This window comes from Burkholderia sp. WSM2230 (assembly GCF_000472445.1).
GTDB lineage: Bacteria > Pseudomonadota > Gammaproteobacteria > Burkholderiales > Burkholderiaceae > Paraburkholderia.
Genome location: NZ_AXAJ01000004.1, coordinates 257,166 through 279,835 on the forward strand (window position 1 = coordinate 257,166; position 22,670 = coordinate 279,835).

A 22,670-nucleotide genomic window follows, 5' to 3' on the forward strand; every position below is an offset into this window, starting at 1 on the left:
CGTTGTTAAAAATCCGGCTGAATCGTCGAACGGCTTCGACAAGCAGCAACGCATACATTTAAACGGTGAGGACACGATGAAGAATCATCAACTTCGCGCGCTCGTCGCCATTGCAGACGCCGGCAGCGTTCGCGGCGCAGCCCGGGCCCTGGGACTGTCGCCCTCCGCGATCACCCAGGCGCTGAAAGATCTCGAAGACTATGTCAGCGCGCCTTTGCTGCAACGTGCATCGTCGGGGGCGACATTGACCGAATGCGGCAATACGCTTCTTACTCATGCCAGACTTATCGTGTCGCAGGTCGAGCGTGCTCATGGCGCGTTGAATGAGATGCGAGGCGAACCGTGCGGCAAGCTCTCGGTCGCTATCACGCCATGGATAGCGTTATGTTTTCTTCCGGAGATCTTCGTCCAGTTCCGCCAACGCATGCCGAAGGTGCAACTGGAAATGTTCGAAGGCCTCATGTCGATCGCCTATCCGCGCTTGCGCGATGGTAGCGTCGAAGTATTCGTGGGCCCGCAGGCTTCCGATACGATCAACACGGAATTCAATTTCCGCCCATTGTTCTCCTGCGGGCTTACCGTCGTTGCACGGCGGGGGCATCCACTCGCGCAGTCCCGCTCTCTTGCGGACCTTCTGGACGCCGACTGGCTGGTCTGTCTGGACTCAGACATGGAATGCCGCCTTTCAAAGAAAATGTTCTATCGCAATGGCTTGCCGGAACCGCGCAACATTCACTTCACACATTCATTGACGGTGGCCGCGTCAGTACTGCAAAGAACCGATGCAGTCAGTATCTTCCCATGGCCACTGGCAGAACTCTGTGTATCGCGTTTCAAGTTCTGCGCGTTCCCGCTGAGGGAAGAACTCGAGGAGAGCTCCATCGGCATCATCTCGCGCAACGCACATCCTCAGAGTCCGGCAGCGAACTGCCTGATCGACATACTGTTGGAGACTATCCGCGATAGCGACAAGGCTGGCAGCGTGGAGGCAAAGCGGGTTCTGCAATCGACAGAGTTACTGTTCTAGGTCGCCCGAACCTGCGACGCCGGCGGCCTTGCCCTTCGCGCCGGCGCATCGCCAGGGTCAGCGAATCGGGTTGCCGTCGCGCGTAATCAGAATCGCCGTTTCGGCACGGTACCTTGCGTGCACACTGTCGCCCACGGCGATCTTGTCGAGCGATACGTCGGGTGCTATCTGCAACAACACGCTGCGCGCCGGTCCGCGCAACATGATCTGGCGGTTCTTGCGATCCAGGCTTTGTACGGTCGCGACAACGTCGACGTTGCGCAGCTTGACGGACATGCCGTGCGACATCGGCGTGGCGGCTTCTTCCTCGACTCGCGAGCGGACGCCCTTCGCCTCCACTTTCTCCGCCGACAACAACAGCGCCCCTTTATATTCGACGTGAACTTCGTCGCCCACTTTGAGCAGCCTCACATCGGCCACTTCGGGATCGACCTCAACAACCACCGTCTCGCCGCGCGACCCTTCAACCGTGATGCGGCTCGTCTGCGTGTCGACATTGACGATGCGGCTGGTGACTCGGGCGATCACTTCCGCGCCAGGTGCGCCGGCCGATGCCGCGGCGCGCGCCTGCGCCTGCTGCGCGTGACTCGCTAAGGGATGGCCCGACAATAGGGCCGCGGCAAACGCGAGGTTCAGCATGGTGGGCGACCGCATTGTGAGTGCACGCATATCTTGCTCCGTGTTCGTGGTGAGTAGGTGGGGCGGACAGCCCGGGCGAGAACGTCAGCGTTGTTATCGGGGTAGCCGCCTGTTGACTGTCAGCAGCGAACGTATCGCGAGCGCATGCAGCTTGGGAAGAAGCGCAACCGTGAACGCGTTAATCGCCTGCGAACAGTGGCGCAACGCGCATGAGAGGCTGCGTACATCACGCGTGCGCGAGGCCACAGCACGTACGCGTCGCCGGACATGGAGGCTGTTCGGTTTTGCTTTACGCGTACGCCATTTCTGTTCTTTCCGCTTCGCGATGCTTGCATTACCTTTCCAACACGTTGCAGCGAGTAACGAACCCCGAGCCTCCACTTTCCAAGGTCTGAGTGGTGGACTTTCGCGGCCGCTTAGCGCGGCCGTTTTTTTTTGAGCAGGAGTGTCCATGAAAAAGATCATTTCCACTTTGTTGTTCTGCATGTTCAGCGCGGCATCCGCATGCTGGGCGCAGACCGAGGTAGACAAGACGTCTGCGGGCACGAACGATCAGATCGTCCAGATGCATCAGCGGATTTCCGCGGCCAATCGTACCTACGACGCGAAAGTAGCGGCCGCGAAACGCGTTTATTTGCGGCAGAAAGCCGCCGCGAAGAAAGAGCGCGACGCCGCGGTTGCGGCCGCGCGCGACGGCGTTCCTTCGGCCGAAACGCAGTAAGCGGTCAGCTTGGCGCGCTTGGAACAACCGGGTTCCGGCGCGCGATGTGAAGACGATCCACCACTGGTCAAACAGGAATAGGAGAGGCGTCGAACATGAAACAGGACAGCACGGCACGGGCGTTGTCGCGTGACAGGCAGGCGGGCGGCGAGGTACGCTCCGCTATTGCTTCGCATGCCGAATCAAGAGATCAGCAAGAGGCGAATAACAAGGAAGCAAAACACAAAGAAGCCGCAAAGCGCAAAAAGCTCAACGCGTCGAACCTCGACGCCATCATGACGCCCGGTGTGCGCTATACCTGCATGGCGCTCGCAAGCCAGCTGAACAGCAGTCCGCGGCAAATCAAGGCTTCACTGAGCCAGCTCGTCGACGCCGGCACAGTCCGCCACGTGCAGGAAGCCCGCACCGGCATCTACTGGGTGCCGACACACCAAGAGAAGCAGAACTTCGAGCAGAAGCGCAGTGCGCGCAGACAGCTTCTCGGCCATACGCTGGAAGGTTATGACGCGGATCTGCGCAGGCTGCAAAGCCTGTGCATGCTCGTACGCCGGTCCTGAAGGGCATCCTCCTCCTGTTGCAACGCGCGCGAAGCACACGATTTTGCGTAAACTGCTGGCAAGTGCCGGCATGAGCCGGCTTGCCTGCGCGCGCTTTGCATTGAAATGCCGACCACGCCCCAAGTGGCGTGCATCGTGCTCCCGCGCAGGCCATCGCTGCTTGCCGAGGAGTCCCAGCATGAGTCGACACACGTCCCCTTTCCCCACGTCGGAGCGCAGCGGCTGCGCGAGTTTGCGAAGCTAGCAATGGTCGATATCGTCGACAGCGCGACTCGCAGCCGCATGATGTCAGGCATCCGCGGCCGCAATACGAAGCCCGAAGTGTTGATCCGCAGTCTGCTGCATCGGCAGGGCTTTCGTTTCCGGCTCGATGCGCGCGATCTGCCGGGACGCCCGGACATCGTGCTGCCCCGCTACCGCGCAGTCGTGCTCGTGCACGGCTGCTTCTGGCATGGTCACGACTGCCGTCTCTTCAAATGGCCGCAAACGCGGCCAGAGTTCTGGCGCGACAAGATCGGCCGTAACCGCAGCAACGACGACAAGGTGCGCGCCGCGCTTCTCGCTGGCGGCTGGCGCGTCGGCGTGGTATGGGAATGCGCTTTGCGTGGCGCCAATCGCGACATCGAGGGCGTAGTGACGCGGCTCGTGGAATGGCTGAAGAGCGACGCGCCGAGCTTCGAGGAGCGCGGCTGAAAGCCGTTCAAAGCGTGTTCTTTGCGAGCGAATCGAAAGCCCGCGGTGATACACTCGACTGGCTGATCCGAAGCGGCGAAGGCGTGCCGGGCATGACGAAGGCGCGCCGCCAGAAGCGCCTGCTTCGGCCGTCAAAACCCGTCAAGAAGGGAGGCACACAATGGCTGATTTCCGTCTCTGGTCCGACGATTTCCCCAACAACGGCTTCATGCCGAAAGCGCACGAGTACCACGATAAGGCCTTCGGCGTCGATGGCGAGAACATCTCGCCCACGCTGCAATGGGAAGGCGCGCCGCCCGACACGCAAAGCTTCGCGCTCACCGTGCACGATCCCGATGCTCCCACCGGCAGCGGCTTCTGGCACTGGATTGTGGTGAACATTCCGGCCGATGTCCGTTCGTTGCCGCGCAACGCCGGCAAGGCCGACGGCTCGCTGCTGCCGCAAGGCGCATTGCAGGTGCGCAACGATTACGGCACTGTGGGCTTCGGCGGCGCGGCGCCGCCGCGCGGCGACAGAACGCACCGCTACATTTTCCGTTTGCACGCGCTCAAGGTGCCGCACCTGCCGATCACCGCCGAGACCACCAACGCGGTCGCGCGCTTCATGACCCACATGAACGAAATCGACTCGACGACGCACACTGGCCTGTACGAGCTCAAATAGCGGCAAGCCTGCGGTGCCGCGTCGCGGCTGCATCGGATAAGCGGCGCGGCACCGGCGCGATCGGCGCGGACCGTTTCGCGACGGCAGGCATGAACCGCGGCTCGCTGCGCGCCCGGCGCACCGCTCAAGGCAAAATCCAATAATCGATGCACGCACAACCATCCGGCAACGGCGGGACACTCCCGCCGGACGCCGAGCAAAGCCTCGCGCCCGACAGCGCGCCGGCATCCAGCTCCGAACACGGCCTGCCGACGCCGCAACGCTATTGGGCGATGCTCGTCATTGCCCTCACGCTGACGCTCGCGGTGCTCGACAGCGCGATCGCCAATGTCGCGCTGCCTACCATCGCGCGCAACTTGCAGGCTAGCGCAGCCGGTTCGATCTGGATCGTCAACGCGTATCAGCTTGCCATCACCATTTCGCTGCTGCCGCTCGCGTCGCTTGGCGATCGCATCGGCTACCGGCGCATCTATCTGGCCGGGCTGATTCTTTTCACGGCAGCCTCGTTGGGCTGCGCGCTGTCCACGTCGCTGCCCACGCTCGCGGTTGCCCGCGTCGTGCAGGGCTTCGGCGCGGCGGGCGTGATGAGCGTGAACACAGCGCTCGTGCGCATGATCTATCCGCCGACGCAACTCGGACGCGGTGTCGCCATCAACGCGATGGTGGTCGCGGTGTCCTCGGCCGTCGGACCCACGGTGGCCTCCGGCGTGCTCGCGGTGGCTCCGTGGCCGTGGCTCTTCGCGATCAACGTGCCGATCGGCATCGCGGCGATTGTCGGCGGCTTCAAGGCTCTGCCGATGAACCGCGGCCACGAGTCCCCGTACGACCTGTTGAGCGCGGTGATGAACGCGCTTGTGTTCGGCCTGCTGATTTTCGCCGTCGACGGACTGGGCCACGGCGAGCGGCTCGGCTATGTGGCGGTGGAATTGATCGGCGCAGTGGTAATCGGCTATTTCTTTGTGCGCCGGCAGTTGAGCCGCCCCGCGCCCCTGCTGCCAATCGATTTGCTGAGGATTCCCATCTTCGCGCTATCTGTCGGCACGTCCGTGTGTTCGTTTTGCGCGCAGATGCTCGCTTTCGTGTCGCTGCCTTTCATGCTGCAAGACATGCTCGGCTTCTCGCAGGTCGACACCGGACTTCTGATGACGCCGTGGCCCGCGATCATCATTCTCGCCGCGCCGATTGCCGGCGTGCTGTCGGACAAAGTGTCGGCGGGCTGGCTGGGCGGCGTGGGGCTCGCCGCGATGACAGTCGGCCTGCTCCTGCTCGCCACGCTCGGCGCCCATCCCGACGCCGTGCAGATCGCCTGGCGCATGGCGCTGTGCGGCGCGGGCTTCGGCATTTTCCAGTCGCCGAACAACCGCACCATGCTGTCCTCCGCGCCGCGCGAGCGCAGCGGCGGCGCGAGCGGCATGCTGGGCACCGCGCGCCTGACGGGACAGACGCTTGGCGCAGCGCTCGTCTCGCTGATCTTCGGCGTCGCGCCGCACAGCGGGCCCGTGGTCGCGCTGTACGTGGCCGCGGGCTTTTCCGCGTTGGCGGCGGCGGTCAGCACCATGCGGGTGACGCAGCGGGTCAACTCGCGGTCCGCCTGAGTTTCGCGAATCGGATATGCAAAGAACAATGCAAAGGGCGCGCATCCTGCGATGCACGCCCTTTCCGCACTTTGCGGCGCTGTTTTTTCCTGCCTCGCTGCGACGTGACCAGCTCGCGCGGCTTGCAGGAACCGCGCAGCCGCCGGACGACTTACGACGACGCCGTCACGTCAGCGAGCTTTACCGCTTTGGCCGTCACCGAAGACGCTGTCGCCACGTTGCGCAGATCGGCGAGGAACGTATCGCGCCATACCGACAGGTTGTTCTCGCGCATCGGCGCCATCATGTCCGCGTGGCGCGCCTGGCGCTCGGCAAGCGGCATGGAAAGCGCGCGTTCCAGCGCCTCGGCCATCTGCGAGAGATCGAATGGATTGACGACCAGCGCACCCGGCAATTGCTCGGCCGCGCCCGCGAACTGCGACAGGACGAGCACGCCAGGATCGGCCGGATCTTGCGAAGCCACATATTCTTTCGCGACCAGATTCATGCCGTCTCGCAGCGGCGTCACATAGCCCACCTGCGATTGCCGGAACAGCGCCATCAGCAGATTGCGCTCGTATTTGCGGTTCAGATACTGGATCGGCGTCCAGTCGAGTTGCGCAAAGCGGCCATTGATGCGGCCGGCCTCGCCTTCCAGCGTCTGACGAATCCGCTGATAGGTCTGCACGTCGGAGCGGGTAGGCGGCGCGATCTGCACCAGCGACACACGCCCATGCCACCCCGGCGCATTCAGCAGCAGGCGCTCGAACGCCTGGAAGCGCTCGACGAGTCCCTTCGAGTAATCCAGCCGATCCACGCTCATGATCAGCTTGCGGCCGCGCATGCCGTCTCGCAGGCTGCGCACCGGCTTGCGGTCGGTGAACTGTTCGGCGGCCCTGGCGATTGCATCTGGATAGATGCCGATCGGATACGCGGCCACCTTCAGGAAGCGGTTGTACGCGTGAACCATGCCGTCTTCGCTCGAGGTGCCGTGGTTCCCCCGCTCGATGAAATCGACAAACGACTGCCGGTCCGCTTCGGTCTGAAAACCGATCACGTCGTAGCTGCACATGGCCTTCACGAGTTCTTCGTGCGGCGGAATGGTGCGCAGTACTTCGGGAACCGGAAACGGAATATGCAGGAAGAAGCCGATCGGGTTCTTCACGCCCAGGTCACGCAGGCAGCGCGCGAACGGCAGCAGGTGATAGTCGTGAACCCAGATGATGTCGTCGGGCCTGAGCAACTCCTTGAGCTGCTTCGCGAGCGTGGCGTTGACGCGCTGATAGCCCGCGTATTCCTGGCGGTCGTAGCGCGAAAGGTCGTTGCGGTAGTGGAACGTCGGCCACAGCGTTGCATTCGAAAAACCGCGGTAATACTGGTCATAGTCGCGCTTGGTGAGACCGACGGTCGCATAAGTCACGTTGCCCTGCTTCTCGATCACCGGCGCCGCCGGCTCGCTGACCGTCTCCCCGCTCCAGCCGAACCAGACTCCGCCGGTTTCCTTCAACGCGTCCAGCACGCCGATCGCCAGGCCGCCTGCTGCGGGCCGGCCTTCCTGGGTCGGCGCGACACGATTCGATACCACGACCAGTCTGCTCATTGGTGCTCCACCTAGTTCAGTTATTTCGTTGCATACGGACATGTGCGGGGACAATGCACGCAAGCAGCGTGCCTCTTTTTCGCGCACGCGAAATAAAAATGTATGCAGATGTGACGAACGAGCAGGAAATCGCCAAGCGGCAGCGGCCAGCAGAAGATTCTTCCGTCCAGTAACTAGAACGAGAAGCAATCCTTCCCGCGGGTGCCGGGCCGGGCGCCTCACGCGTCCTGTTCGGAGCCGAGGTCGCGCTGATAGTCGAGGCCTTCCTGGCGGACGCCGCCCTGGTTGTATTCCCCGTCAGGCGGCGCGTCGGGCGCCACCCGGTTCTGCGCGGAAGGGTCGTGGTGGGGCGCCGGCGAAGCCGGTACGGCCTGAGAGCCGGTGGCGGGCCCGGAAGGAACGGCCGGATCACTCTTGCTGGCGGGACGGCCTTCGCGCTTGGAATGGCGCGCTGAGCGCCGCAGCGCTGGATGTCTCATGATCGATGTCTCCGGGCAAAGCCAGGCGCCGCCAGGCAACGGCGGCATCAACGCAGTGTAGGAGCGACGACGGCAAGCTGCCGGTAAATCATGCGTCGCACTTGTAACATGTACACAAATTCGTTGCGCCAGGCGAGGGCACAATCGGCACGCGGATCACACGCGCAGAGAGATTGGCGGACGCGGCCTGGCCTGCGGAGTTTGCGTGGGCTGTGGCGGGGGGTCGCCAATGGGCGGCTCGACCGGTTCGATCGGCTGAGGACTCGGATCCGGCACCGTGTCGGGCTCGCCCGGCGTGGGCGGCGCGGTGGGCGGCTCGATCGGCTCCGGTCGATGCGCGTGCTGTCGAAGGGGCAGCGCGGGAGCGGCGGCGTAGTGCGGCATGTCAGTGGTCCTCGCTATGTCTTTGCTTCTGGACCAGCAAGGGTTGTGCCGTTTTGAGCCGCACTCCCGGCAGAAAGACAGCAATTTGACGCTATGCGTCCGCGCCGCCTAGCGCGCGCGATTCGTCGGCGGAATCGCTTTCTTCGCGCGCGTCGTTGCCGTATTCCACGAGGCGGTTGTACAACGTCTTCAGGCTGATGCCGAGAATTTCCGCAGCGCGCGTCTTCACGCCGCCGCATTGTTCGAGCGTGGCCAGAATCAGTTGACGGTCGGCCTCGGCGAGCGAGGTGCCGAACGGAATCGTGATCGCCGTGCCCGCCGCGGGCTTGGACAACGTGATCTGCAACGGCACGGTCGCGGTGCTGTCGGAGTCCGTGCCCGACATGATGTGCGCCCGCTGCACGTAGTTCTTCAGTTCGCGCACATTGCCCGGCCATGGGTACGACAGCAGCATCTCCTTCACCGCCGGCGGGAAATGCTTCTTCGTGCCGTGCCGCTCGTTGAGTTCGTCGAGGAACGCCTGCGCCAGCAGTTCCACGTCCTTGCCGCGGTCGCGCAGCGGCGGCAGGCTGATCGGAAACACGTTCAACCGGTGGTAGAGGTCGAGCCGCAGCTTGCCCTCCAGCACCGCCTGCTCCGGATCGCGATTGGTCGCGGCAATGAGGCGCACGTCGGTTTCGATTTCCTTCGTGGTACCCACCCGCATGAACATGCCGGTTTCCAGCACGCGCAGCAGCTTGACCTGCAACTCGATCGGCATTTCGGTGATTTCGTCGAGGAACAGCGTGCCGCCGTTCGCGCGCTCGAAATAACCTTTGTGCTGACGGTCCGCGCCCGTGAACGAACCGCGCTCGTGGCCGAACATTTCAGACTCGATCAGATTCGGCGAGATTGCGCCGCAGTTCACGGCGAGAAACGCATGCTTGCGGCGCAGGCTGAGCTCGTGCAACGTCTGGGCGGCCACTTCCTTGCCGGTGCCCGACTCGCCGACCAGCATCACCGAGGCCGCCGTCGGCGCGACGCGGCCAATCTGGTCGTAGACTTCCTGCATGGCCGGCGAATTGCCGAGCATCAAACCAAAGCGGCCCATGCGGCGCAGCTCGCCGCGCAATGTGCCGATTTCCGCCTTCAGGTCGCCGGCGCGCGGCAGGCGCGAAAGGATCGCCTTCACGCGCTGCATGTTGATCGGCTTCACCAGATAGTCGGTGGCGCCCATCTTCAGCGCGTTCACCGCCGACTCGACGGTGGCGTGGCCGGTAATCACAATCACTTCCACGCCGGAGCGCGGATCGAGATCTTCGAATAGTTCGACCCCGCTGCCGTCCGGCAACTTGAGGTCGGTAAAGACAACATCCGGCATTTGCCGGACCAGTTGAATGCGCGCTTCGCGCAGATCTCCCGCGGTGGCAGTGGTCAAACCGTCTTCCCCGATGATGGCGGAAAGCGCCTCGCGGGTACTTACGTCGTCATCGACAATCAGTACATGTGGCATCGCGTCTCGAAAGCCTGCAAGCGTGGGAGAAACAGCATGCGGCACGCATGCTGGAAACGGCGACGACCTCGCGCGGGCAGCCGGCATCTACCTCTCAAAAGTGAGCGTACGCCAACTTCACTACAGCGCTTGGTCACCGATTTCATCCAATATTGCAACAATACACGCAAAAACCGCCACGTGATCGGCACTATTGTTGTGTATTTACCTATTATAAGGCTTTATCGAGACAATTTAACAGTCCCGGCACTACGCCGCAGCGCCGGCCGTGCTGGCGGCGGCGCAGTGTCGAACGGACCTCAACTGCTATGCGGAAACGGCCAGGCGTCCGGGTGCGCGGAGCCGTTCGGTCCGTGGGCGCCCGGACCGGCGTTGGCCGGCAGGCTCCTGGCCGACTCGGCCGACGCCGCCGACGGCGTGACCACAGCGCCGCCCTCGTCTTCCCAGCGGTTCAACTCGCGCGCCGTCGCCGGCTGGGCCGCGCGGCTGCGCTGCACATAGCGGACCGCCAGGTAGCCGCCGAGCGCCATCAGCGCGCCGAAGATGCCAATTTTGGGTCGAGCCATCATGAACTCCTTGTGTTCGTTAAACGCAGAGAAGAAAACCGGCGCGCCGTCGGCCGGTCACAGCGGATGCGAAGCCGGCGAAGCCGCGCTCAGCGCGCGGTCAGCACGCCCAGCACGAAGCCGACGCCAGCTGCGATGGCGACGGAGCTCCACGGGTTCTGCCGCACATAGCGTTCCGTGTTGACGGTCGCGTAGCGATAGCGCCGCTGCGCGTTTTCCTGCGCGTCGCCGAGTGCGGATTGCAGCGTCTCGACGTGGCTTCCGAGTTTCTGGCGCAGCGCGCCGACGCCCTCGCCGGGCACATTGGCGGCGAGCCGCAGCATCTCTTCCGAATCCTTCAGCAGCACGCGCAGATCCTCGACTATCTTCTGGCCGCCGAGTGCAAGCTGTTGCGTCGTGTCAGTCATCTTTCTCTCCTCGTCCAGGTTCAGTGCTCGCGTGAGCGCGCCGCGTGGTCCGCGGCTCAGGCATACGCGTGTCGCGGGCCAGTCGCAATGGCTGTGCCCGGTAAGTCTGGACCTCGCGCGAACGGGCGCAATGGTCATGCGAGCAGTTTCGACCGACTTCTGCCGACGCTCGCCTGTTTGCTGTCACATACATTGCAGGAAGCGCCGTCGAAGTGGTTAAATCGACCTTTGTGAGATAGAACTTCTGCTGTCTCGTTCCCGAGGCCTGCGCGCCGCAATAACACATTTGGACAGGACTTCCCCGTTTATGGCGTCAATCGATCTGGACTCGCCGACTGTGTCCGCCGGCGGCAGCGCTTCCGCCCAGGCGAAGCAGCGCGTCGCGGACGGCATCGCGGGACTGAAATCGTACGGCCTGCTGTACGGCTCTTCACCCGTGATGCTCGATCTCTACGAGCAGATCGAACGGGTCGCGAGCACCGATGCAACCGCGCTGATCATCGGCGAATCGGGCACCGGCAAGGAGCTGATTGCCCGCACGATTCACGATCAAAGCAGCCGCCGGGAGGCGCCTTTCGTCGCCGTAAATTGCGGCGCGATTCCCGACGAACTGATCGAAGCCGAACTGTTCGGCCACGAGAAGGGCAGCTTTACCGGCGCGGTTCAGGGGCGCGTCGGCTACTTCGAGCATGCGAACGGCGGCACGCTGTTTCTCGACGAAGTTACGGAAATGGCGCCCGTGCGTCAGGTGAAACTGTTGCGCGCGCTCGAGACCGGCACGTTCTACCGCGTGGGCGGCAACGAGTTGATCAGCGGCAACGTGCGCGTGATTGCCGCAACCAATCGCGACCCCGCCGTCGCGGTCAAGGAAAACGGCTTGCGCGAAGATCTGATGTACCGGCTCGCGGTGTTTCCGTTGCGCGCGCCGCCGCTGCGCGAACGCGAGAACGACCGCGAACTGCTCGCGCAGCACTTTCTCGCCCAGCTCAACCAGCAGGAAGGGACCAGCAAGAGCTTCAGCAAACGCTCGATCGAAACGCTGCGCACGTGGTCGTGGCCGGGCAACGTGCGCGAGCTGAAGAACGCGGTGTATCGCGCGTTCATTCTCGCGGAGAAGACGGTCGAGCTGCCGCATCCGCATCTCGCGTCGAAAGTGAAACGGCCAGTCACGCAAGGCGACGCCATGAGTGTATGGATCGGCACGCCCCTCGCTGACGCGCAGAAACAGATCATTCTCGGCACCCTCAAATACTGCGGCGGCGACAAGCGGCGCGCGGCGAAAGCGCTCGGCGTGAGCTTGAAAACGCTCTACAACCGTTTGAGCGCATACGGCGACGAAGGCACGGAAGAAGATACCGAACAGTAAGGCCGGGCAGACGCCGGGTTGTAGAAGCCCCTCTTCGAACAGTTCGCACCGCCAATCAAACCGGCCCCGAAGGCGAGCAGAAACCGGTTTGACGCGCACCATCTTTTGCAATTGCTTGCATTTTCCCTCTGCCATTTACAAAACGCATCCTGCAAAATGCAGCAGCCCATTTCTGGCAATGGGAGAACATGCCGCCGGTTCGCCGCTGCCTTCGCGCGAACCCCGGCGCTTTGCAAGAGCAGAGACAGGGAATGCAAAACAAAATGATGTGCGGCGGGTGGCTGAAACCGCGCCTCGAATCGCGATTCAAGCTGCGCTTCAAGGCGCGCGGTGAAGCCCGCCTGGAACAAGCGGCCGCAGGTGGGCGCCGCGAGGCCACGGCCGTCGTCGCATTGGCGGTAGCGTTCGCGTCGGCGCTTTCCGGCTGCAGTTCGGTCTACACGGAAGGCGCGACTGCCGGCGCGGGTATCGCCGGCGCCGCGCTCGCGGCCAAGGTCACGAGCAATGCCGCGGTCGCAACCGGCATCGGTCTCGGCGCGGTCGCCGCGGCGCGAGCCGGCGTTCAGTACTCGGAGCGCGTAGTCCACAAGAACACGCAGGACGGCATCGCGAAAATTGCCGGGCCACTCGAAGTCGGCGCAATCGCTCCGTGGAGTGTCACGCACACCATGCCGATCGAGGACGACGAGCACGGCCGCGTCACGGTCAGCCGCACGATCAGCGCGGGCGCGCTCGACTGCAAGGAGATCGTCTTCTCCGTGGATCACATCGCCACGAAGAACGTCCCCGCAAGCAGCGCGTTTTACGTCGCGTCCATTTGCCGCGACGGCGACACCTGGAAGTGGGCGTCGGCCGAACCCGCCACTGAACGGTGGGGTGCCTTGCAATGACGGTGCGTGCGCTCGCGGCGGTCAGGCCGCTGCATCGCGTGAGCCTGACGGCGCTCGCCGGCGCGCTGTGTATCAGCGCGGGTCTTCTGACCAGCGGTTGCTCGTCGATCGGCGCGGCAAGCGGCGCGGCCGCCGGTGTCGCCTCCGGGCTCGTCACGTCGAATCCGGCGGTTGGCATCGGCGTCGGCATCGCCGTGCAGGCGGCCACCGACGAAGCCGTGGGCCGCTACATGCGCAGCATGCACAGCGACCAGCAGAACCTGATCGCGGCATTGGCCGGCGCGATGCCGGTCGGCGAAACGCGTCCCTGGTCGATCAAACATACGCTGCCTGTCGAGAACGGCCACGGCCAGGTGCGCGTGACCCGCGCGTTCGGTTCGGCGCTCGCACTGTGCAAGGAATTCGTGTTCTCGGTGCAGGATGGCGACGGCCCGAACGCACACGAAGACTGGTACACCGCAAGCGCGTGTCAGCAGGACAAAGGCTGGAAATGGGCGTCGGCGGAACCGGCGGTGGAACGCTGGGGCAACCTGCAATAACGCCGACAGGCGCAGCGGCGGGCCGGGCAATCACTCGGCAATCACGTTTCCGCGCGGCTTGAACGAAAACGGCAGGGTCTCCCCTGCCGTTTTTCGTTGCGCCGGGCGCTGAACGCTCACGCCGCTCACGACTCCACGTCTTCCAGACTGAAAATTTCGGTCTGGTCGTTATACGAGAAAATCTCGCCGTAGCGGCCCCAGTTGATGACCGCGTCGAGCGTTTCTTCCGCGGCGCTGTCGGACAGAAAGTCCTCGAGTTCCTGCTCGAAGCGCACGCGCGGCGCGCGGTGCCCCGGGCGCTCGTTCAACACCTTCTTGATTCGCGCGGCCAGCGGCACGTGACGCAGCAGATGCTCGGCGAACATCATCTTGCGCTCCTGCGTGCCGAACTCAGCGAACACACGCGCGGGCGGCGTGAGGAAAATATCGCCTTCGCGGACGTCGGCGAAACCGAGATGCTGAAGCACTTCCGCGACCGGAAAGAGGTCATCCACTTCCAGGTGCAGCGAACGGGCGATTTCCGGCATGTCCGCGCGGCCGTGATACGGCGCGGCGGCGAGCGTCTCGATCAGACCGGCCATCAGGTTGGTCGACACATGCGGCAACCAGCTGTGCAGTTCGAGACCCTTCCTGGTTTTCTCGTCGGTCTGGCGCGCGGTCATCTTTGCGTAGATCTCGTCGACCAGACGCCGGAACGCCGGATCAAGACGATTACGCGGATGCTTGAACGGCACCTTGATCTCCGCAATCACGCGGCCCGGATTCGACGACAACACCAGAATCCGGTCGCACATGAACACCGCTTCCTCGATGTTGTGCGTGACGATCAGCACCGCCTTGATCGGCATGCGGCCTTGCGTCCAGAGGTCGAGCAGGTCGGTACGCAGGGTTTCGGCGGTCAGCACGTCGAGCGCGGAGAACGGCTCGTCCATCAGCAACAGCGTGGGGTCCACCACCAGCGCACGCGCAAAGCCGACGCGCTGGCGCATGCCGCCCGACAGCTCGCGCGGATAGGCGTTCTCGAAGCCGTCCAGACCGATCAGGTCGATCGCGGCGAGCGCGCGTTCGCGCCGCTCGCGCGCGGCCACGCCCTGCGCCTCCAGCCCGGCTTCCACGTTTTGCAGCACGGTCAGCCACGGGAACAGCGCGAACGTCTGGAACACCATCGCGACGCCCTTCGCGGGACCGTCGAGCGGTTTGCCCATATACGTCACTTCGCCGTCGGTCGGCTCGATCAGACCGGCAATGATGCGCAGCAGCGTCGACTTGCCCGAGCCCGAACGCCCGAGCAGTCCGACTATCTCGCCCTCGCGCAGCGACAGGTTGGCGTCGTCCAGAACGAGCAGCTCGCCCTGCGTCTTATTGAAACCGCGGCACACGTCCTTGACGCGCAGAATTTCTTCGCCGAGGCGCGGCGGCTTCGGCGGCGTCTGGATCGGCGCGGCGGTCATAGCAGCTTTAGGATTTTGCATCGCGTTATGCCTTCAATTCTCAGGAAAACGCCGGGCCGCCCGGGTCTTGGTACTCCTGCGGCGGGCGCGGCGCGCAACGGCGGGGCTGGCGCAGAGGCTCGTGCCTCAGTCCAGCCGCAGCCTGGCTTCCGCGTAGGCGTACATCGGCCGCCACAACAGGCGGTTGAACAGCGTGACGAACAGCGACATCACCGCGATCCCGACAATGATCTTCGGATAATCGCCCGCCGCCGTGGACTGCGCGATATAGGCGCCGAGCCCGTGCGCGGCTACTCTGGTGTCGCCCCACTGCACGAATTCCGCGACGATGCTCGCGTTCCACGCGCCGCCCGACGCGGTGATCGCACCCGTCACGTAGTACGGGAAGATGCCCGGCAACATGGCCTGACGCCACCATTGCCAGCCGCGGATATGGAAATTCCTGGCCGCCTCGCGATAGTCGTTCGGATACGAAGTCGCGCCGGCAATCACGTTGAACAGGATATACCACTGCGTGCCGAGCACGATCAGCGGCGAAAGCCACACGTCCGGATTCAGGTGGAAGCGCACGATCACGATCACGAACACCGGAAACAGCAGATTGGCCGGGAACGCGGCGAGAAACTGCGCGAGCGGCTGGATCTTCTCGGCCAGCGCCGGCCGCAGGCCGATCAGCACGCCGACCGGCACCCAGATCACGGACGCTATCGCGATCAGCACCACCACGCGCAGCAGCGTGATGAGACCGAGCACGAACACATGGCCGACTTCGTCGAGCGACACGCCGGTGCGCACATAGATGAACACGCGGTACACCACATACACGGTGCCGACCAGCACGAGCGCGGCCCACACGATGTCGCCGACGCGCGAGCTCTTTTGGATCTGCGGAATCTGGAAGCGCGGCCCTTGCAGCGCGGGCATGCGCAGCGGCACCCGCGCGGCCTTCGCGAACATCCAGCCGAGCGGCACCAGCAGCCGATGAATCAGCCGCGTGCGGCGAATCAGGTCGAGCAGCCACGATTCGGGCGCGTCGCCGGAACTGGTGTTCTCCATGCGGAACTTGTCGGCCCAGGCCACCAGCGGGCGGAACAGGAACTGGTCGTACGCGAGGATCACGACGGTCATCGCAAGGATCACCCAGCCGATGGCGTGCAGGTTTTTGTCGGTGATGGCCTGCGCCAGAAAGGCGCCGATGCCGGGCAGCGTGATCGTGCGGTTGCCGACGGTGATCGCCTCCGAGGCGACCACGAAGAACCAGCCCCCGGACATCGACATCATCATGTTCCAGATAAGGCCGGGCATCGAAAACGGCACTTCGAGCTTCCAGAAGCGCTGCCACGACGTCAGGTGGAAACCGCGCGAGACTTCATCCAGATCGCGCGGCACCGTGCGCAGCGACTGGTAGAAGCTGAACGTCATGTTCCATGCCTGGCTCGTGAAGATCGCGAAGATCGCCGCGAGCTCGGCACCCAGCACGCGCCCCGGAAAGAGTGCGAGAAAGAACGTGACGGTAAACGAGATGTAGCCGAGCACCGGCACCGACTGCAGGATGTCGAGAATCGGCACCAGCACGAGGCCCGCGCGGCGGCTCTTCGCGGCAAGCGTGCCGTAGACCAGCGTGAAGATCAGCGACGCCACCATCGCCGCGAGCATGCGCAATGTCGTGCGCATTGCATACTCGGGCAGATTCGCGGGGTCGAGCGAGATCGCCTGCGTCTTGAGGGTGGACATCGGCGCGAGCGTCTCGTGAAAGCCGATCGCCGCCATCGCGATGATGCAGATGATGAGCGGGAACGCGACGAAGTCCCAGCGGTTGGGCAGCACTCGCCATGCCGACGCATTGGCGGTGCGCTTCAGGTCAAAGCTGAAATCCATCAGACCCACTCCTCATGTATACAGGCGGTCGAACGCGCGAAGGAGGCGGCGGCTGCCGCGCGGCGGTCTGAAGATTGGTCCGGAAAGCGGAAATCAGGCATGGCAAAACGCGTGTGCGCGGTAAATCGTTAGCGTAGGAGACATGTGGACTGGCAACGGAAGCGCCGCTGGGCAAGCCGCCCCGGAACCTCATTCGTCAAGCCAGAGTCCTGTCGCCACAGACGCCGCCCGTAGGCTGGCGAGCTTTCCTTTGTTTTGGACGGCACGACACTACACCATCCTATGTTTCAGGCACAACCATTGGGGGCAATTCCCCGCAACTTTCAACGGCCGCCTGACAAGGGGCCCGCAATGGCCTGACAGCGGCCTTGCGCCGAACGCGGCCCACGGCATCAAGAAACCAGCGCGGTTGCCGTTAAGAGCCTAACGGGTGCAGCCAATATGGATTTCGTGACCCAATAACGGTGCCCTCTGGCCCTATGACGGTTAAAATCCCCAAAGATGCGCCTGCGTTAATGGTTTTACCCCGGCCCGCTGCGGCGGCGTACGACCGCGCGCTCCAATAACGGCATAAACCCGAACGGCGAAACCCCGCGCGGCGCGACCCCGAGCGAAATGCGGGGCGAAACAGCGCCGCGGCGCTGCCACGAATAAGCTAGTTGCATGTTTCAGCCAGACGGATCAGAGGGTCGATGAACAGGACAACCTTGCGACACGCAACGGGCCCGATCGGCTTCATGCTGATCGTACTGGCTTGCTGGTTCGTGGCCGGCATGGTCGCGGACCGGATGGTACAGCAAGAGCTTGCGGCGGCGTTGCACGCGCAACGTCAGATGGCCGCCTCGATCGTCGACAACATGGCCGAGGTGATCGCAAGCGACCTCGCTATGTCGCGGGCCATCCCCGCAACCATGGCCGAAATGGACGTGGTCCAGAACGCACTGGTGCAATCCCGGAATTATGCCGCGAACAGCGATGCGACGGAACCCGCCCTGCGCGCCGCGTTGCTGAACGACCCGCATATGGGTGCCGTGAGCACCTTCCTGCACCGCGCTCAAGGCTTTTCCGGGCTCGATCAGGTATGGCTCGTGAATGCCAATGGCATCTGCGTGGCCTCGAGCGATGTCGGCAGCGATATGCAGGCGCCGCGCAGTTCCTTCCTGGGCGTCGACATGCGTGTGCGCGCCTATCTGACCAATGCGCTGCTCGGGGCGTTCTCGGAGACCTATGGCGTAGGGCGCACCACGGGCGAACCCGGCATCTTCATCGCGGTGCCGGTCTACGCCGACGGCCAGCTGGCGGGCGCGGTCGTCGCCAAGGTGGGAATCGCGCGGCTGCGCCACTGGGTTGCGCATGCCGGCACCTTTGTCGCCGACGACAACGGCGTCATCATCATGGCGCACGACAGCAAGCTCGAAGGCCACGCGCTGCCCAATTCGCGCGTCACGAAGATGAGCGCCGGGGACCGCACCGTGACCTATCGCCGCGACGCGTTCCCGGACATCCAGATTCGCGTCGATACCCAGGTGCGCGAGCAGGCGCCGTGGGTGTCCGCGGCTATGGCCGGGCAGTTGTTCGGCTCGGCCGGGCAGCCCGGACCGTCGCTGTATCAGACCCGCGGCGGACTGAACTCCGGGCTCTCCGCGCATCTCGTCGAGCCGCTCTCCGCCTGGCCAGAACTGCTGCGCAACCACAAGCGCGACCATCTGCTGGTGTTTCTGACACTGGCGGGCACCGTGGCGCTCGCGTGGGTGATCACCGTGTCGTATGTGCGCGAGCGGCGCCATCATCGGGCCACGCGTGATCTCGCCGAGCAGTTGCAGTCGGCCAATACGCTGCTTTCGGCGGAGGCGCGGCACGACGCGCTGACGGGCGCGCTGTCGCGCCGCTATTTCCTCGATCTGCTGCGTCATGAGATAGACCGCGCGCATCTGGGGAACCAGCCGCTGTGCATGGCAATTGCCGACCTCGACCACTTCAAGCAGATCAACGACCGCTTCGGCCATGCCGCCGGTGACCGCGCGCTAGAACATTTCGTCGACACCTGCCGAGCCGAACTGCGCGGCGCCGACGCGATCGGCCGGCTCGGCGGCGAAGAATTCGGGCTGCTGCTGCCGGCCACCGACCTTGCCGGGGGCCGCGAAGTGGTAGAGCGCCTGCGCTTGCGTCTGAAAGCGGTGCCGTCGTCGAAGCTGCCCGCTTCGGTGACGCTAAGCGTGAGCATCGGCATTACCGAACTTTCCGTCGACGACCTGCCCGAGCGGATCATGAGCCGCGCCGACATGGCACTCTACGCGGCCAAAACCGGCGGCCGCGACCGCATCGAAGCCCTGCCGCCCGACGACACCGCGCCGCCCGCGCGCACGGTCGCCAACGTCTGGTAATCGCGAGCCGACCTTCTGACACAACGCAAGCCGGGACTTCGAGCCTCCCGCGGCCAGGCAGGTATGATCGACACTGACCTTGAGTTGTCGCTACCGCCTTAACGGGAGATTCGCATGAAGGGAAATCTGGTCATTGTTTGCCGCGATCAGGACGCTGACGCGTTCGATCATCTGCTGGCGGAATACGGCGCGTTTCAAACGCGGCTATCGTCCACCGCCTGGTATCTGAAGCTGGAAGTCGCACCCGAAGTCATTCAGGAAGAGATACTCGCGCGCCTCGGCAAATACACGACCCACTATATTTTCGAGGCCGAAAGCGTGACGTGGAATACCGTGGATAGCGAAGCGGCGAACGCGCTGAACACGCTGTTCTCCGACTAGAGCGCAAGCGCTGGAACGCATGCGCGTGAAGCGGTCCTGACAGCGGCCGAAGCAATAGCTATGCAAATCGCAGCGAAGGCGAAACGCCATAAACCAGGTGCTACGCAACGCCGCGCCTGCGCCCCCTCTACCAGACGGTTTCCGACGCTGCCCGCGCCTGAGGCAGCGCGGAAAACGGAAAGCTCATCAGAACTCGCAAGCCACGGCCTTCGTGGTTGCCGATCTCCCACTCACCCCCCGCGCGCCGCACCAGCCTCTCGACGATTGCGAGCCCGAGGCCGCTATGACCATTGCCGCCGCGCGCCGGATCGAGCCGCACGAAAGGCCGGCTTGCATTGACGAGGTCCTGCGCGGCGATGCCCTTGCCGTTGTCGCTCACGGAGAGTGTGAAGCCTTCGGCCGTGCGCGCGGTGGCGACGACGATGGGTGGTGCGCCATACGCATGCGCATTGTCGAGCAGGTTCGACAGAATCCGGTCGAGCGTGGCGGCGGGCAGCAGAAAGCCCGGGCCGGCGCGCAGCTCGGTTTGCACGGTCGGCGCACCGGAGGCCACCGCGCGATAGCTGCGCACCACCCGCTCGCATTGCGCGTCGACTTCCACGGCTTCGCTGCGGTCCGCACCGTCGTGCGCGAACACCAGGAATTGCTCGACGATGTGCGTCATTGAATCGACGTCGCGCACCACGCCGTCGCGCATCTTCGCTTCGTCCATCATTTCGGCGCGCAGCCGCAAGCGCGCAAGCGGCGTCTTCAGATCGTGCGCGACGCCGGCGAGCATCACCGCGCGGTCGTTTTCCGTGCGCGCGACTTCCTGAACCATCTGGTTGAAACCATGCGTCAGTTGCCGCAACTCGCGCGGTCCGCGCTCGGGCACCGGCGGCACAGGCAAGCCGCGCCCGAAGCGCGCCACCGCCTGCGCGAGCGAGCGCAACGGCTGCTGCAGCGCCCATGCGGCAAAGAGCGCCGCCATCACGGCGAATGAAAATATGATGACGAGCCACAGCACGGTCCGGTCGAGCGAGCGCGGCGGCCGCAACGGCTGCACCGGCACGACGATCCAGCTGCGATCCGTGGGCGCGCGTACCCACAGCGTGGGCGGACGGCCCGGCAGGCCGACGCGCACCTGCGTGCCGGACGGCATGCGGTCGCGCGCATCTTCAATGAAACGCTCGAGCGGCGGCGGCATCTCCGACGTTTCGGGCGGCACTTCGGGGCTCGACGGGTCGACGAGTTTCACGCGTGACGGCAGCGGCTGGTCCGGGTTGCGCACCACGTGCTGGCGCACCGCGTCGACGAGAAAAGTCGCTTCCTCGACCGCATAGCGGGTTTGCAACTGGCTGCGCTCGAGGCGCATGAGCGCATACCACGCGAAATGCGACAGCAGCAACACCGCGACGACCAGTAACGCCAGCCGCCCGAACAGCGAATCAATGGGCCGGCGCATGCTGTTCGCCGTCGGGCACGAACACGTAGCCGCGCCCGCGCACTGTCTGGATGAAACGCGGCGTGGACGGGTCCGTTTCGAGAATGCGCCGCAGACGCCACACCTGCACGTCGATGCCGCGGTCGGTGCCGTCGTATTCGGGACCGTGCAGCAGCTCGAGCAGACGCTCGCGCGTCAGCGTACGCATGGGGTGATTGACGAAAATTTTAAGCAGCGCGAACTCGCTGCCCGACAGCGTGAGCGGCTTGTCTTCCAGATGCAGCGTGCGCGACTGGAAATCCAGTGTGAAGCGGCCGAAGCTGAACGGCTCGCGCTGCTCGGGCGCCGCCGCCGAGGGCAACGTGCGCCGCCGGCGCAGCACCGCCTGCACGCGCGCGAGCAGTTCGCGCGGATTGAACGGCTTGCCGAGGTAGTCGTCCGCGCCGAGTTCGAGACCGACGATCCGGTCGACATCGTCCGCGCGCGCGGTCAGCATGATGACGGGGATGTCGTCGCCCGACGCGCGCAGCTTGCGCAATGCAGTGAGCCCATCCACACCCGGCATCATCAGATCGAGCACGATCAGATCGGGACGCTCGCGTTCAAGCCTGCGCTCGAGCGAGCCCGCGTCGTGCAGCACCGAAACCTCGATGCCCTGGCGGGCCAGATAGTCGCGCAGCAGATCGCGCAGTTCGACGTCGTCGTCGACAACAAGTATTTGAGTAGCCATGAATGAAGTTTAACGCGCGGCACGTGCGGTTTTCGGTTTCAGGCGGGCCTCAAGGGTTACCGGGTGTTACGGTGAAAGCTGCACGTAATGGCCCGTAACAGCGGCGCGAGACCGCGTAACACAGGGGCCGATGCTCTTCTCTACGCTGTGTCTTACCGAATGCAGGCCGCCACTTGAATCGGATGCATCGTCGGCTATTCCATTACAAGGAGCCTTATATGTCCACCAGAAAAATCTCGCGTGCCCTCGCCGTTGCCGCCACCGCTCTCGCCATCGGCGCGGGCGCGGCTTATGCCGCCCAACCACCTCACGAGGCCCACGGCGGCCCCGGCGGTTGGCACGGCCACTTCATGAAGGAGCTCACGCAACTGCATGACCAGTTGAAGCTGAACGCGGATCAGGAAAAGCAGTGGCAAGCCGCGCTCGACACCATGAAGCAGAGCCATGAGGCAATGCGCGCCAATCACGAGCAGATGAAGAACCAGTTCAAGGCCGCGCAGCAACAGCCGATTCTGGATCTGAACGCAATGGCCGCCGCTCATCAGCAGATCGAGCAGAAAGACGCGCAGTTGCGCCAGCAGACCACGGACGCCTGGCTCAAGTTCTACAACGGCCTGAACGACCAGCAGAAGACGACCGTCAGCACCGCGTTGAAGCAGCGCTTTGCGAAGATGGAATCGCGTCACGAGAAAATGCGCGAGCGCTGGCAGCAACATCATGGCGCGGCGTCGGCGCCGGCTGCGAATCAGTAAGCCGCATAGCAGTTCCGCTGACGCTCGCCGCGCCGCAAGCCCGGCGAGCTGGAACTGCGTGAAGACGGCCGGC

At 64.1% G+C, this 22,670-nt stretch carries 23 protein-coding genes; 12 read left to right on the plus strand and 11 right to left on the minus strand.

Features of this window, described 5'->3' with window-relative positions; all coding sequences use genetic code 11:
* Window positions 1-76: 76 nt before the first annotated feature.
* Entirely contained in the window at window positions 77-1,027 is a 951-nt protein-coding gene (locus A3AC_RS0111325) for a LysR family transcriptional regulator (RefSeq protein ID WP_025598948.1), read from the plus strand.
* Between the two features lie 57 nt (window positions 1,028-1,084).
* Here the strand turns inward: A3AC_RS0111325 and A3AC_RS0111330 are convergent, their stop codons facing one another.
* Window positions 1,085-1,696: a hypothetical protein gene (locus A3AC_RS0111330; protein ID WP_025598949.1), complete on the minus strand. Its 612-nt coding sequence runs from the start codon at window positions 1,694-1,696 to the stop codon at window positions 1,085-1,087.
* Window positions 1,697-2,117: 421 nt separating this feature from the next.
* On the opposite strand from A3AC_RS0111330, the gene A3AC_RS0111335 reads away from it, so the two are divergent.
* The 5 genes from A3AC_RS0111335 to A3AC_RS0111355 all read left to right on the plus strand — a co-directional run bounded on the left by A3AC_RS0111335 (window position 2,118) and on the right by A3AC_RS0111355 (window position 5,896).
* Window positions 2,118-2,387, plus strand: coding sequence for a hypothetical protein (locus A3AC_RS0111335; protein ID WP_025598950.1), 270 nt, complete (start codon window positions 2,118-2,120; stop codon window positions 2,385-2,387).
* A gap of 95 nt (window positions 2,388-2,482) precedes the next feature.
* The gene (locus A3AC_RS0111340) at window positions 2,483-2,944 is read left to right on the plus strand and encodes a hypothetical protein (RefSeq protein ID WP_025598952.1); all 462 of its coding nucleotides are present in this window, start codon (window positions 2,483-2,485) and stop codon (window positions 2,942-2,944) included.
* Between the two features lie 246 nt (window positions 2,945-3,190).
* A complete protein-coding gene (locus A3AC_RS0111345; RefSeq protein WP_025598953.1) occupies window positions 3,191-3,637 on the plus strand; it encodes a very short patch repair endonuclease in 447 nt (148 codons plus the stop codon).
* 160 nt (window positions 3,638-3,797) lie between these two features.
* Entirely contained in the window at window positions 3,798-4,301 is a 504-nt protein-coding gene (locus A3AC_RS0111350; RefSeq protein WP_025598954.1) for a YbhB/YbcL family Raf kinase inhibitor-like protein, read from the plus strand.
* A gap of 146 nt (window positions 4,302-4,447) precedes the next feature.
* The gene (locus tag A3AC_RS0111355) at window positions 4,448-5,896 is read left to right on the plus strand and encodes an MFS transporter (protein WP_025598956.1); all 1,449 of its coding nucleotides are present in this window, start codon (window positions 4,448-4,450) and stop codon (window positions 5,894-5,896) included.
* A gap of 151 nt (window positions 5,897-6,047) precedes the next feature.
* Here the strand turns inward: A3AC_RS0111355 and otsA are convergent, their stop codons facing one another.
* The 6 genes from otsA to A3AC_RS0111380 form a co-directional block, all read right to left on the minus strand.
* Entirely contained in the window at window positions 6,048-7,475 is a 1,428-nt protein-coding gene (gene otsA, locus A3AC_RS0111360; RefSeq protein WP_025598957.1) for an alpha,alpha-trehalose-phosphate synthase (UDP-forming), read from the minus strand.
* A 218-nt stretch (window positions 7,476-7,693) separates the two neighbouring features.
* On the minus strand, window positions 7,694-7,954 hold the full coding sequence (locus tag A3AC_RS0111365) for a hypothetical protein (RefSeq protein WP_025598958.1): 261 nt from the start codon (window positions 7,952-7,954) through the stop codon (window positions 7,694-7,696).
* Window positions 7,955-8,110: 156 nt separating this feature from the next.
* The gene (locus A3AC_RS30980; protein ID WP_084515436.1) at window positions 8,111-8,338 is read right to left on the minus strand and encodes a hypothetical protein; all 228 of its coding nucleotides are present in this window, start codon (window positions 8,336-8,338) and stop codon (window positions 8,111-8,113) included.
* Between the two features lie 91 nt (window positions 8,339-8,429).
* Entirely contained in the window at window positions 8,430-9,830 is a 1,401-nt protein-coding gene (locus A3AC_RS0111370; RefSeq protein ID WP_025598959.1) for a sigma-54-dependent transcriptional regulator, read from the minus strand.
* Between the two features lie 299 nt (window positions 9,831-10,129).
* Window positions 10,130-10,396, minus strand: a complete 267-nt coding sequence (locus A3AC_RS0111375) for a hypothetical protein (protein WP_025598960.1) — start codon at window positions 10,394-10,396, stop codon at window positions 10,130-10,132.
* Window positions 10,397-10,485: 89 nt separating this feature from the next.
* Entirely contained in the window at window positions 10,486-10,803 is a 318-nt protein-coding gene (locus tag A3AC_RS0111380; RefSeq protein WP_025598961.1) for a DUF883 family protein, read from the minus strand.
* A gap of 307 nt (window positions 10,804-11,110) precedes the next feature.
* On the opposite strand from A3AC_RS0111380, the gene A3AC_RS0111385 reads away from it, so the two are divergent.
* The 3 genes from A3AC_RS0111385 to A3AC_RS0111395 all read left to right on the plus strand — a co-directional run bounded on the left by A3AC_RS0111385 (window position 11,111) and on the right by A3AC_RS0111395 (window position 13,598).
* Entirely contained in the window at window positions 11,111-12,169 is a 1,059-nt protein-coding gene (locus A3AC_RS0111385) for a sigma-54 interaction domain-containing protein (RefSeq protein ID WP_025598962.1), read from the plus strand.
* 251 nt (window positions 12,170-12,420) lie between these two features.
* Entirely contained in the window at window positions 12,421-13,059 is a 639-nt protein-coding gene (locus A3AC_RS0111390) for a hypothetical protein (protein WP_025598963.1), read from the plus strand.
* Window positions 13,056-13,598 carry a hypothetical protein gene (locus tag A3AC_RS0111395; RefSeq protein WP_025598964.1) on the plus strand — a complete coding sequence of 181 codons (543 nt, stop codon included), beginning with the start codon at window positions 13,056-13,058 and terminating at the stop codon, window positions 13,596-13,598. Before A3AC_RS0111390 ends, A3AC_RS0111395 begins: the two co-directional genes overlap by 4 nt.
* Window positions 13,599-13,723: 125 nt before the next feature.
* Here A3AC_RS0111395 and A3AC_RS0111400 read toward each other — a convergent pair whose 3' ends face one another.
* Both A3AC_RS0111400 and A3AC_RS0111405 read right to left on the minus strand, forming a co-directional pair.
* On the minus strand, window positions 13,724-15,070 hold the full coding sequence (locus tag A3AC_RS0111400) for an ABC transporter ATP-binding protein (RefSeq protein ID WP_025598965.1): 1,347 nt from the start codon (window positions 15,068-15,070) through the stop codon (window positions 13,724-13,726).
* A 105-nt stretch (window positions 15,071-15,175) separates the two neighbouring features.
* The gene (locus tag A3AC_RS0111405) at window positions 15,176-16,927 is read right to left on the minus strand and encodes an ABC transporter permease (protein ID WP_025598966.1); all 1,752 of its coding nucleotides are present in this window, start codon (window positions 16,925-16,927) and stop codon (window positions 15,176-15,178) included.
* Between the two features lie 692 nt (window positions 16,928-17,619).
* Here A3AC_RS0111405 and A3AC_RS0111410 point away from each other — a divergent pair.
* Entirely contained in the window at window positions 17,620-19,311 is a 1,692-nt protein-coding gene (locus tag A3AC_RS0111410; RefSeq protein ID WP_025598967.1) for a sensor domain-containing diguanylate cyclase, read from the plus strand.
* Between the two features lie 114 nt (window positions 19,312-19,425).
* The gene (locus A3AC_RS0111415; RefSeq protein WP_013338549.1) at window positions 19,426-19,692 is read left to right on the plus strand and encodes a double-stranded DNA-specific endonuclease; all 267 of its coding nucleotides are present in this window, start codon (window positions 19,426-19,428) and stop codon (window positions 19,690-19,692) included.
* A gap of 127 nt (window positions 19,693-19,819) precedes the next feature.
* Here the strand turns inward: A3AC_RS0111415 and A3AC_RS0111420 are convergent, their stop codons facing one another.
* Window positions 19,820-21,136, minus strand: a complete 1,317-nt coding sequence (locus A3AC_RS0111420; protein WP_025598968.1) for an ATP-binding protein — start codon at window positions 21,134-21,136, stop codon at window positions 19,820-19,822.
* Window positions 21,120-21,845, minus strand: coding sequence for a response regulator (locus A3AC_RS0111425; RefSeq protein ID WP_013338547.1), 726 nt, complete (start codon window positions 21,843-21,845; stop codon window positions 21,120-21,122). The genes A3AC_RS0111420 and A3AC_RS0111425 overlap by 17 nt, the downstream gene beginning before the upstream one ends.
* 218 nt (window positions 21,846-22,063) lie before the next feature.
* On the opposite strand from A3AC_RS0111425, the gene A3AC_RS0111430 reads away from it, so the two are divergent.
* The gene (locus tag A3AC_RS0111430; protein ID WP_025598969.1) at window positions 22,064-22,597 is read left to right on the plus strand and encodes a periplasmic heavy metal sensor; all 534 of its coding nucleotides are present in this window, start codon (window positions 22,064-22,066) and stop codon (window positions 22,595-22,597) included.
* The last annotated feature ends 73 nt before the right edge of the window (window positions 22,598-22,670 follow it).